The sequence below is a fragment of the uncultured Caulobacter sp. genome, assembly GCF_937900395.1.
Classification (GTDB): Bacteria; Pseudomonadota; Alphaproteobacteria; order Caulobacterales; family Caulobacteraceae; genus Caulobacter.
This window is the reverse complement of sequence record NZ_CALCDX010000133.1, coordinates 1-10,567: the sequence shown is the minus strand read 5'-3', so window position 1 is coordinate 10,567 and position 10,567 is coordinate 1. Positions and strand designations below refer to the sequence as shown.

Here is a 10,567-nt window from a genome sequence, read left to right as displayed (position 1 = left end):
GCGTCGAGAGGTCGAACTCGATCCCGTAGACCTTGCCGTCGCCGGTGTTGCGGGCTGAGTACAACCAGGTGACATCGTCCGGCGGATCGTTGGCCGAGCCGGGCGCGCCGGTGTTGTAGATCTCGATCAGATCCTTGATGTCGCGATAGAACAGGTTGACGCCGAACACGCCGTCGCGACCCATGCGGCGCTCATAGCCGACATCGACGCCCCAGGCCTTTTCCGGCTCCAGGGTCGGATCGCCGCGGAAGTCGTTGTCGCCCAGCTCTTCCTCCAGCGTGACCGGCGACAGGTACTCGAAGCTGGCCCGGCGCACCGTGCGGGCTATCGAGGCGTAAACTTGATCGGCCTTGGTCAGGTTGTAGCGGATCGAGGCCGAGGGCAGCAGGACCTTGTAGTCGTTGTCCGTCTTCTCGTTGATCACGAAGTCCTGGACCGTCACATCGGTCGTTTCGTAGCGCAGGCCAGCTTCCCACTTCAGGCCGTTCGAGCGGCCCGACAGCATGACGTAGGGGTCGATACGGGTCTGCTCCAGCCGCGCCTTGCTGGTGATGGCGAACGGCTTGTAGGCCGGCGGCGTCGCGGACGGCAGGTTGTAGCGGTTGCGCGGAACCTCGCTGACGCGCGAGTCGCGGCGCTTGGCCTCATACTGCACGCCGAACTCCAGGTCGGCGCCGGCGACCAGTTCGCGCTTGTGCTCCAGCTTGGCCGTGACCTCGTCGTCGGTGATGCGGGTCTTGGCGCGGTCGCCGGTGAAGCGGTCGCCGTCGGGGAACGGGGTGGAATCGCGCAGGTACTCGGTTTCGTACTCGAACTCGTACTCGTCATTCTGGAACGCCGCGTAGCCCAGCTTGATGCTGGTCTCGCCGCCGGCCATCGGGAACTTGTACTTGCCGTTCAGCGCGTAGCTGTCCTGCTGGATGTCGACGTCGTTGTCGTTGATGGTCAGAAGGTTGGCGGTGGTCTCGACGCCGTTCCTATACTCGATCGAGTCTTCGTTCTGGTAGCGATCGGTGTGGACGTAGAACCCGCTCACCGACAGCTGGCCCGCGCCGACCGGCACGTCGTAGGCGACGTTGAACGCGCTGTCCGTGCCGTTGCGGACGTCGGTCTGGATTTCGTTGTTGTTCAGGCTGGCGCCGGGCTCGTCATAGCGCAGGCTCAGCTTTTCCTTGGGGTTGCGGCGGCCCTGGACGTTGGCGCCGATCAGCAGTCGGCCCGGGCCGACCTGGCCGCCCCAGACCGCGCCAAGCACTTCACGCACGCGCTTGTCGTCGAACCGCAGGGCGCCGACGCGGACATAGCCGCCGTCCAGCGCCAGGGCGTCGCGAAGCACGATGTTGAGGGCGCCGGCCACCGCGTCGCCGCTGCGGTTGGCGCTGTTGCTGCGCACGATCTCGATGTGGTCGATCAGCTCGGCCGGAATGCGGTCGACGAAGAAGGCCTGGTCGGCGCCGGCGCCGAATGCGCCCGAGCTGGAGCCCGAGCCGGGAACCTTCTCTCCGTTGATCAGGATCTGGGTGTAGGCCGGGTCGAGGCCGCGCAGGCGCACGCCGTCCGACTCCAGCACGTCCGACAGGAACGACACGCTGGGCACGCGCTTGAGAGCGTCGCCCACGGTCAGCGGTTCGAAGCGCTGGAAGTAGTCGAGGCCATAGTCGAGAACCGGCGCGGTCGACTCGCTGCGGTTGCGATAGGCGATCTTGGCCTGCACCACGACCTCGGACGCGACGGTCGGCGCGTCGGCGGTGGCGATCGGCGCGTCGGCCGGCGCCGTCTCGGGCGCCGCGATCGCGGCCGACGCCGCGGCCAGCGGCGCGAACGCCGCCAGCGCGAAGAGCATGGTCTTCTTCATTCTAATCCCCTTGTTGGCCGCGCGTTCTTGAGCAGGCGCGCCTAGACAGCCCCAGGGGTCGGCTTAGTTTTCGTACGCGATGTTTCGCTGACGGTTTTGTTGCAGAACCTTGAAGCGTCGCTGTTGGGAGGGCTCCAGGCCCCAGGTTCGCGACCTCATCGCCGGGCGCTCTGCAGCCATGAACTCAAGCCTGTTTAGCGGGTTCAGGGCGTTTCGCCCGTTTACCGCCGCCCGGCGGGACGCTCCAGCCAGTGCCGCAGCGCCCCGTTGACCGGGCCGGGGGCCTCCATCGGGGCCATGTGGCCGGTGCTCGGGATCACCACCAGGTGCGTGCAGCCGATCGCCGCCGCCATGGCGCGATGACCCTCGGCGGGGGTGATCTGGTCGTTCTCGCCGACGATGATCAGCAGCGGGACTTTCAACGCCCTCAGCGCCGCCTCGCCGTCCTCGCGCTCCAGGCTGTTCTGGCGCAGGAAGACCTCGCGGCCCAGGCGCTGGGTCATGTCGACGATGCGGGTGGTGAGCTCCGTGTCGTCGAGGCGCGAGGCGTCGATATAGCTCTTCATGATCGCCTGGCCGATGCCCAGGAAGGTCCCGCCCTTGGCGGCGGCCTTGTTCAGCGCTTGGCGCTGGGCCGCGCGCTGCGGCGTGTCGACATGGATCGAGGTGTCCAGCAGGGCCAGGCGCTCGATCCGCTGGGGCGCGATGCGGGCGATCTCCTGGGCCACGTAGCCGCCCATCGAGAAGCCGGCCACGGCGAAGGTCGGCTCGGCGTGTTCCAGCACATGCTCGGCCATCGCGCGGATCGTGGCGTAGGGCGTCAGGTCCGGAACCCAGATCCGCGCGACGTCGGAGAGGCCGCTGATCTGGTCGCGCCACAGCTCGGCGTCGTTGAGCAGGCCGGGCAGCAGGATCAGCTGGGGCAGGGGGGCGGTCATGGGGTCTTCTATCTCCTTCTCCCCTTGTGGGAGAAGGTGTCAGCGCAGCTGACGGATGAGGGGTTTCTCCGCATCGCCGCGCGACCCCTCACCCGGCCCTTCGGGCCACCCTCTCCCGCAAGGGGAGAGGGGAAACAAAAAGGGCGCTCCGAAGAGCGCCCTTTCGTCTTAGTGCGGTAAAGCTAAGCCTTACGCCTCGACCATGTTCTTGGCGATCGCCGCCTCGCGCATGGTCTTCTGCAGCTTCTCGAACGCGCGGACCTCGATCTGGCGGACGCGTTCGCGCGAGACGCCGTACTGGGCGGCGAGCTCTTCCAGGGTGGTCGGCTCGTCCTTCAGGCGGCGCTCGGTCAGGATGTGGCGCTCGCGGTCGGTCAGTTCGACCATCGCCTCTTCCAGAAGCGACATCCGCAGCGACTTTTCCTCGTCCTCGGCGACGCGGGTCTCCTGGGAGACCTGCTCCTCGTCGGCCAACCAGTCCTGCCATTCGCTTTCGCCGTCGGCGCGCAGCGGCGCGTTCAGCGAGGCGTCGGGGCCCGACAGGCGGCGGTTCATCGAGATGACCTCGCTGTCCAGCACGCCCAGCTTGGTGGCGATGGCGCTGACCTGTTCAGGGCGCAGGTCGCCTTCCTGGAAGGCGGCGATCTGGCTCTTGGCCTTGCGCAGGTTGAAGAACAGCTTCTTCTGCGCGGCGGTCGTGCCCATCTTCACCAGCGACCACGAGCGCAGGATGTATTCCTGGATCGAGGCGCGGATCCACCACATGGCGTAGGTGGCCAGGCGGAAGCCCTTGTCGGGCTCGAACTTCTTGACGGCCTGCATCAGGCCGACATTGCCTTCGGAGATCACCTCGCCGATCGGCAGGCCGTAGCCGCGATAGCCCATGGCGATCTTGGCCACGAGGCGCAGGTGCGACGTCACCATCTTGTGGGCGGCTTGCGGGTCCTGATGCTCTTTCCAGCGCTGGGCGAGCATGAACTCCTCGTCCTTGCTCAGCATCGGGAACTTGCGGATCTCGGTCAGATAACGAGACAGGCCGCCGTCCGGCGACATCACCGATAGAGAATTCACGGCCATCGTACTTATATCCCCTTGCGTGCGGATCCGCTCGCCAATCGCGCGCGATCATCCCCCACACGAGGGGATAGATAGTTCGCGAAGCGGCGGGTGGAAGAGCGGTAACGCATTTGTAATGTCCGAGTTGCCTGCTTGGGTATTGTACGAATGCGGCGCCATTTTGGACGCCTCGCTTTCGTAAGGGAAATAGGGCTTGAGATGATCCGTTTCGTTCTCCGCATTCTGATCGCCGCCGCCGGCCTGTGGCTGGCCGCCCGCATCGTGCCCGGCGTCACCGCCGACGGCTGGAAGACCTTGATCATCGCCGGCTTTTTGCTGGGCGTCGTCAACGCCGTGGTGCGGCCGGTGGTCACGGTGCTGACCCTGCCGCTGACCATCGTGACCCTGGGGCTGTTCCTGCTGCTGGTGAACGCGGCGATGATCGGGATCGTCGACTGGCTGCTGGACGGCCTGCGCGTGCCGGGCTGGTGGGCGGGGATCCAGGTCGCGGTCGTGACCGGCGTCGTCAGCTGGATCGGCCAGGCGTTCCTGGGCGGGCTGGAGACGGAGCGGGAATAGGGCCAACGCAAACTTTTCGCCGTCATCCCGCGCTTCATGCGCGGGACCCATTTGTCCGCCGCAAGTGAGGTGCGGGTCCCCGTGCTCACGTGGAAGCTGAACCATGGGTCCCGCGAACAAGTCGCGGGATGACGGTGGGGTTGGTTGGTGGGGTGGACGTCGCGGCAAGCTGCATCCTCGTCCGACCTGAGATAACCTCGGTTTCCGGGAGGAAGCCGAGATGAAGATCACCGGCGTCAATCACCTGGCCCTGGTCTGCCGCGACATGGCCGAGACGGTGCGGTTCTACACCGAAGTCCTGCAGATGCCGCTGGTGAAGACCGTGGCCTTGCCGGACGGCGGCCAGCACTTCTTCTTCGACTGCGGCGGGGGCGCGTGTCTCGCCTTCTTCTGGTGGCCCGACACTCCGCCGGCCGCGCCGGGCGTCGCCTCGGTCAAGGCCTTCCCCGCCGAGGCCAAGACCGCCGTCGGCTCGATGAACCACGTGGCCTTCACCGTCGACGAGGCCGATCTGGAGGCCTGTCTCGAGCGGCTGCAGGCCGCCGGCGTCCCGGCCTTCCCGATGGTGGTCAATCACGACGACAGCGAGATGGGCGTGGCCCGCAAGCTCCATCCCGGCGTCTTCGTCCGCTCGGTCTATTTCACCGATCCCAACGGGATCATGATGGAGCTGGCGGCCTTCACCCGCGCCTTCGGCCCCGAGGATGTCCGCCACGAACCCGCCCGCGCCGCGGTGGACGCCTGATGCCGCGCCTGCGCCAGGTTCCGCGCGCCGAGGTCGCCGACAAGGGAACGCTGAAGCTCTACGACCTTTTGTTCGGCGATCGCGACCCGGTGGCTGAGCCGGGCACGGCCACCGGCACGCGCGGCGACTGGCGGACCGTCTTCGCCAATAGCCCGGATGTGCTGCGCCACGCCGCCCAGGGTTTCGCCCTCTATCGCGATCCGGCCCGCAAGATCGACCCGGTGCTGCGCGAGCTGGCCCAGACCCGCGCCGGCTGGGCGCGCGGCAGCCAGTTCGTCTTCTCCCAGCACTGCAAGTCGCTGCGCGGGCTGGGCGTCTCGGAAGCCAAGATCGCCGCCGTGCCGCACTGGTCGGTCTCCGACGTGTTCGACGCGCGCGAGCGGGCGGTGCTGGCCTATGCCGACGGGTTGGTGCTGGACGGCGGCCGGATCGCCGACGGCGTGTTCGCGGCGCTGAAGGCCTTTCTCTCGGACGAACAGATCCTGGAGCTGACCTACATCACCTGCCTCTACGAGATGCACGCGGTGATGAGCCGGGCGCTGCGCACCGAGTTCGATGACCGCGACGAGCCGGTGGTCGAGGTCGCCGCGCCGGAGGACTTCGCCGCCCGAGACTTCATGGATACGGGCCGGTAGGGAACTCTTCTCGGACCAAAAGGCCCGCCTCCCCAGGCCTTGTGCCTGGGGTCCAGGGGGCCGCCGCCCTCCGAGCCGGTCGGTGTCGCTCTACGTCGACAGCCTCGGCCGGCCATCGTCGCGCCAGCCGAACGCTGGGTCCTCGCCACGAGGGCGAGGAAGGCGAATTCTCGGTGGGGCTTGAGTGTCGTGAATAGATCTAGTTCACGGTAAATGCGCCCGAAAGCACTGTGACGGCGTCGTGAAGTTTTCGCGAAATGATCCCGTGGCGGCCGCCTCATTAGCAGGCCGTTAGCCGAGAAATGGTCCCTCGCCACCTGTAGTGGAGGCGTACGCATGTTCACTTTGCGGGACACGGTTTCTTCTCTGGCGCCGGCGCGTCAGGATGACCTGGGCAGGTCGCTCTACGAGCGTTTCCGCGAGGAGCCCGACACCCTGATCGTCCCCGTCGTGGACGGCGAGGATCGGCCGATCGGCATCGTCGAGCGCAACGCCTTCTTCCTGCGCATGGCCGCCGAGTACGGCCGGGCCCTCTACGCCAACCGTCCGATCTCGACCCTGATGGACCGCGAGCCGCTGGTGGTCGACGCCGACACCGAGCTGGCCGAGTTCACCACCGACAGCCTGTCCTACCGCGCCTCGGATCTCTTGCGCGGCTTCATCGTCACCGAGAACGACCGCTATCTGGGCGTCGGCACGGTGCTGGGCCTGCTGCAGGCCAGCAACGAGACCAACCGCCGGGGCGTGGCCCAGATCGCGCGGCTGGCGCACTACGACCCGCTGACCGACCTGCCCAATCGGGTGCTGTTCCAGAAGTCGCTGGTCGAGGCCCTGGCCCGCCGGGCGCGCAAGGACGACCAGCTGGCGGTGCACTTCATCGACCTCGACCGCTTCAAGACCGTCAACGACACCCTGGGCCATCCGCTGGGCGACGCCCTGCTGCGCGAGGCGGCCGAGCGGTTGCGGCGCTGCGTGCGCGAGGGCGACACCGTCGCGCGCCTCGGCGGCGACGAGTTCGCGGTGGTGCAGACGGGGCTCTCCGACATGTCCGGCGCCACGCGCCTGGCCGCCCGCATCGTCACGACCATGGCCGCGCCGTTCGATCTGGCCGGCCACCAGGTGGTGATCGGGGCCAGCGTCGGCGTGGCGGCGTCGCCCTCGGACGGCGAGGACGCCGACGAGCTGCTCAAGAAGGCCGACATGGCGCTCTACCGCGCCAAGGGCGATGGCCGGGGGGCCTTCCACTTCTTCGAGCGGGCCATGGACGAGCAGCTTCAGGCCCGGCGGGCGCTGGAGCTTGACCTGCGCCGCGCGCTGCAGGACGGCGAGTTCCAGCTGTTCTACCAGCCGCTCTATCACCTGGACGACGAGCGGGTGACCGGCTGCGAGGCCCTGCTGCGCTGGCTCCACCCCGAGCGGGGCATGGTCTCGCCCGCCGACTTCATTCCGCTGGCCGAGGAGATCGGCCTGATCGTGCCGCTGGGCGACTGGGTGCTGCGCAACGCCTGCGCCGAGGCCGCGCGCTGGCCCGACCACGTGCGTCTGGCGGTGAACCTGTCGCCGGCCCAGTTCCGCGACCGAGGCCTGGTGGCCACCGTGGTCTCGGCCCTGGCGGCCTCGGGCCTGCCGGCCCATCGCCTGGAGCTGGAGATCACCGAGTCGGTCCTGCTGCAGGACAGCGCCGCCAACATGACCATGCTGCACGACCTGAAGGCCCTGGGCGTGCGGATCTCGATGGGCGACTTCGGCACCGGCTACAGCTCGCTGAGCTATCTGCGCAGCTTCCCGTTCGACAAGATCAAGATCGACCAGACCTTCGTGCGCGACATCCTGCACGACAGCGACGCCCTGGCGATCATCAAGGCGGTGCTGGACCTGGGCGCGTCGATGGGCGTCGTGACCACGGCCGAGGGCGTCGAGACCCAGGCCCAGCTGGACGCCCTGCGCGGCCAGGGCTGCGCCGAGATCCAGGGCTACTTCATCAGCCGCCCGGCCCCGGCGGCGGAGATCGCGAAGATGCTGGGGGTACAAGAAACCTTCTCCCAGAGGGAGAAGGAGGGGCCCGCGCCGCAGGCGTGGGAGGATGAGGGGTTACAGCGGTCGAGGGCTTAACCTCTCACCCCAACCCTCTCCCTATGGGAGAGGGAGCGCCTAGGCGATCTTCTTCAGCGCCGCGCCCAGCTCCTCGACCATCTCCGGCGTCGTCGCCCACGAGCACATGAAGCGCACAGTTCCGTCTAGGAACCGGTAGACGAACCAGCCTTCGCCGCGCAGGCGTTGCAGGGTGGGCTCGTCCATCTCGACGAACAGGCCGTTGGCCTCGACCGGGTGCTTGAGCGGGAACGGCATCAGGCCCGCCAGCTTTTGGGCCATGGCGTTGGCGTGGGCCGCGCGGGCCGCCCACGGGCCGGTCGAACCATCCTCGCCCAAGAGGCCCAGCCAAGGCGCGGCCAGGAACCGGCCCTTGGAGACCAGCTGCCCGGCGTGCTTGAGCCGCGAGTCCAGCCGGCGGGCATGGGCTGGGTTCAGGAACACCACGGCCTCGGTCGGGGTCGAGCCGACCTTGGTCCCGCCCATGACGAGAATGTCGACGCCCATCCTGGCGACGCTCTTGAGATCAAAGCCGGCGGCGACGGCGTTGGCCAGGCGCGCGCCGTCCAGGTGGACGCCGTAGCCCTTGGCCTTCACCGGCGCGACCAGGGACCGCAAGTGGTCTTCCGAATAGACGGTGCCGTACTCGGTGGCGGTGGTCAGGGACAGGGCCGCCGCCGGCTGGCGGTACGAGACGTCGGGCTCGGCCAGCGCCGCCTCCAGCGCCGCGACCTCGATCTTGCCCGAGGCGCCGGGCAGGCCGATCAGGCCGACACCCTGGCCGAAGAAGCCGGGCGCCCCCGTCTCGTCGGTGCAGATGTGAGCATGCTCATGAGCCAGCACCGCCTCGTGCGGCTGGGCCAGCACGGTCAGGGCGAAGGCGTTGGCGGCCGTGCCCGAGGCGGTGAAGCGGACCTCGGCGTCGGCGTCCAGCAGGGCGCGGATGCGATCGGCGGCCGCGCGGCTGACATGGTCGGTTCCATAGCCGGAAGCCGTCCCGCCGTTGGCGGCGACCAGGGCGTCCATGACCTCGGGCATGGCGCCGGCGACATTGTCCGAGGCGAAGTCGAAACGGGGAGCTGTCATGCCCCCTGGATAGGGGCGCGCGCGGGTTCCGGGCAAGCGGAACCCGCGCGACCAGCGGCTATTGGGCGGCCGCGAGCGCCTGCGTCAGATCCGCCAGGATGTCGTCGATGTGCTCCAGGCCGATCGACAGGCGCACGTAGCCGTCCGAGACGCCGGTCGCCAGCTGCTCCTCGGCGCTGAGCTGGGAGTGGGTGGTCGAGGCTGGGTGGATCGCCAGGCTGCGGGCGTCGCCGATATTGGCCACGTGGTAGAATAGCTTCAGGGCGTCGATGAACTTGCGGCCCGCCTCGCGTCCGCCGGCCAGCTCGAAGCCGACGAGGCCGCCATAGCCGCCCGACAGATAGCGGTCGGCGCGCTCGCGCTGCAGGCCGGTCTGGACGCTGGGGTGGATGACGCGGGTGACGCCCGGCGCCGCCGACAGGGCCTTGGCCACGGCCGCGGCGTTCTCGGCGTGGCGGGTGATGCGCAGCGGCAGGGTCTCCAAGCCTTGCAGGATCTGGAACGCGTTGAACGGCGACAGGGCCGCGCCCAGGTCGCGCAGCAGCACGGTGCGGGCCCGCAGGATGTAGGCGATCGGACCCAGCGGCTTGGCGGCTTCGGCCCAGACCGCGCCGTGATAGCTGGCGTCGGGGGTGTTCAGCGTCGGGCTGCGCTCGGGATGGGCGGTCCAGTCGAAATTGCCGCCGTCGATGATGACGCCGCCGATCGAGGTGCCGTGGCCGCCGATGTATTTGGTGGTCGAATAGACGACGATCGCCGCGCCGTGCTCCAGCGGCCGGGCCAGCAGCGGGGCGGCGGTGTTGTCGACGATCAGCGGCACGCCCAGCTTGCGGCCGATCTCGGCGACCTCGGCGATCGGGAAGACGCTGAGCTTCGGGTTCGGCAGGGTCTCAGCGTAGTAGGCGCGGGTGCGCTCATCCGTAGCGCGGGCGAAGGCCTGCGGGTCTTCCGGATCGACGAAGCGGACCTCGATCCCCTGGTCGCGCAGGGTGTTGGCGAACAGGTTCCAGGTGCCGCCGTAGAGGTCGGTCGAGCTGACGATGTTGTCGCCGGCGCGGGCCAGGTTCTGGATCGCGAAGGCCGAGGCCGCCTGGCCCGAGGCGACGGCCAGGGCCGCGGCCCCGCCTTCCAGGGCCGCCAGGCGCTGCTCCAGGATGTCGGTCGTGGGGTTGCCCAGGCGCGTATAGATGTTGCCGAGCTTGCGCAGGGCGAAGAGGTCGGCCGCGTGCTCGGCGCTTTCGAACTGGTACGAGGTCGTCTGGTAGATCGGCGGCGCGACCGCGCCCGTCGCGGGATCCGCGCGCCAGCCGGCGTGCAGGGCCAGGGTCTCGGGGTGAAGCTTGCGGTCGGACATGCGGCGTTTCCTCGTAGTTCCAATCTGGGCGGCGACAAGCCGACCTTAGCCGCGCGAGCGCCCGCGATGAGGTCCGATATTCTCGCCGGCGTCGTAGAAAATCTTCGGGTCGCGCCCTAGGACCGAAATCAATCCGCCGAGATCATTTTCTTTCGTCATCCCGGCCGCAGCGAAGCGGAGAGCCGGGACCCAGGGGCCGCCGCACTGCCGCTCGCCCCTGGGTCCCGG

The 10,567-nt window shown here is 68.4% G+C and carries 10 protein-coding genes and 1 pseudogene; 5 read left to right on the top strand and 6 right to left on the bottom strand.

Annotated elements, in window-relative coordinates; all coding sequences use genetic code 11:
* From Q0379_RS11155 to Q0379_RS11140, 4 genes are all read right to left on the bottom strand, one after another.
* Positions 1 to 1,855 (bottom strand): TonB-dependent receptor (locus tag Q0379_RS11155; RefSeq protein ID WP_299008408.1); only part of this gene is annotated, 1,855 nt, incomplete at its 3' end.
* A gap of 221 nt (positions 1,856 to 2,076) precedes the next feature.
* Positions 2,077 to 2,793: an alpha/beta hydrolase gene (locus tag Q0379_RS11150; protein ID WP_299008405.1), complete on the bottom strand. Its 717-nt coding sequence runs from the start codon at positions 2,791 to 2,793 to the stop codon at positions 2,077 to 2,079.
* A 189-nt stretch (positions 2,794 to 2,982) separates the two neighbouring features.
* Positions 2,983 to 3,879 (bottom strand): RNA polymerase sigma factor RpoH, encoded by an 897-nt coding sequence (gene rpoH / locus Q0379_RS11145; RefSeq protein WP_299008410.1) that lies wholly within the window; start codon positions 3,877 to 3,879, stop codon positions 2,983 to 2,985.
* Positions 3,876 to 3,980 carry a hypothetical protein gene (locus Q0379_RS11140; protein ID WP_106907060.1) on the bottom strand — a complete coding sequence of 35 codons (105 nt, stop codon included), beginning with the start codon at positions 3,978 to 3,980 and terminating at the stop codon, positions 3,876 to 3,878. Before Q0379_RS11140 ends, rpoH begins: the two co-directional genes overlap by 4 nt.
* Before the next feature lie 88 nt (positions 3,981 to 4,068).
* Between Q0379_RS11140 and Q0379_RS11135 the strand changes: the two genes are divergently transcribed.
* From Q0379_RS11135 to Q0379_RS11120, 4 genes are all read left to right on the top strand, one after another.
* Positions 4,069 to 4,428: a phage holin family protein gene (locus Q0379_RS11135; RefSeq protein WP_299008393.1), complete on the top strand. Its 360-nt coding sequence runs from the start codon at positions 4,069 to 4,071 to the stop codon at positions 4,426 to 4,428.
* A 220-nt stretch (positions 4,429 to 4,648) separates the two neighbouring features.
* Positions 4,649 to 5,173 carry a VOC family protein gene (locus Q0379_RS11130; RefSeq protein WP_299008390.1) on the top strand — a complete coding sequence of 175 codons (525 nt, stop codon included), beginning with the start codon at positions 4,649 to 4,651 and terminating at the stop codon, positions 5,171 to 5,173.
* Entirely contained in the window at positions 5,173 to 5,808 is a 636-nt protein-coding gene (locus tag Q0379_RS11125) for a carboxymuconolactone decarboxylase family protein (protein ID WP_299008388.1), read from the top strand. The genes Q0379_RS11130 and Q0379_RS11125 overlap by 1 nt, the downstream gene beginning before the upstream one ends.
* A 336-nt stretch (positions 5,809 to 6,144) precedes the next feature.
* Positions 6,145 to 7,920, top strand: a complete 1,776-nt coding sequence (locus Q0379_RS11120) for an EAL domain-containing protein (protein ID WP_299008385.1) — start codon at positions 6,145 to 6,147, stop codon at positions 7,918 to 7,920.
* 39 nt (positions 7,921 to 7,959) lie between these two features.
* Here Q0379_RS11120 and Q0379_RS11115 read toward each other — a convergent pair whose 3' ends face one another.
* Positions 7,960 to 8,985 carry a low specificity L-threonine aldolase gene (locus Q0379_RS11115; protein ID WP_299008383.1) on the bottom strand — a complete coding sequence of 342 codons (1,026 nt, stop codon included), beginning with the start codon at positions 8,983 to 8,985 and terminating at the stop codon, positions 7,960 to 7,962.
* A 58-nt stretch (positions 8,986 to 9,043) separates the two neighbouring features.
* Positions 9,044 to 10,339, bottom strand: a complete 1,296-nt coding sequence (locus Q0379_RS11110) for a PLP-dependent transferase (RefSeq protein WP_299008380.1) — start codon at positions 10,337 to 10,339, stop codon at positions 9,044 to 9,046.
* A 156-nt stretch (positions 10,340 to 10,495) separates the two neighbouring features.
* Here Q0379_RS11110 and Q0379_RS11105 point away from each other — a divergent pair.
* Positions 10,496 to 10,567: pseudogene (locus Q0379_RS11105) on the top strand (hypothetical protein); the annotation flags it as partial.

Bases quoted from the DNA above. Each gene is read 5' to 3' on its own strand.
- Q0379_RS11150 (WP_299008405.1), bottom strand. From the start codon at position 2,793: ATGACCGCCCCCCTGCCCCAGCTGATCCTGCTGCCCGGCCTGCTCAAC.
- Q0379_RS11140 (WP_106907060.1), bottom strand. From the start codon at position 3,980: ATGCGTTACCGCTCTTCCACCCGCCGCTTCGCGAACTATCTATCCCCT.
- Q0379_RS11135 (WP_299008393.1), top strand. From the start codon at position 4,069: ATGATCCGTTTCGTTCTCCGCATTCTGATCGCCGCCGCCGGCCTGTGG.
- Q0379_RS11130 (WP_299008390.1), top strand. From the start codon at position 4,649: ATGAAGATCACCGGCGTCAATCACCTGGCCCTGGTCTGCCGCGACATG.
- Q0379_RS11125 (WP_299008388.1), top strand. From the start codon at position 5,173: ATGCCGCGCCTGCGCCAGGTTCCGCGCGCCGAGGTCGCCGACAAGGGA.
- Q0379_RS11120 (WP_299008385.1), top strand. From the start codon at position 6,145: ATGTTCACTTTGCGGGACACGGTTTCTTCTCTGGCGCCGGCGCGTCAG.
- Q0379_RS11115 (WP_299008383.1), bottom strand. From the start codon at position 8,985: ATGACAGCTCCCCGTTTCGACTTCGCCTCGGACAATGTCGCCGGCGCC.
- Q0379_RS11110 (WP_299008380.1), bottom strand. From the start codon at position 10,339: ATGTCCGACCGCAAGCTTCACCCCGAGACCCTGGCCCTGCACGCCGGC.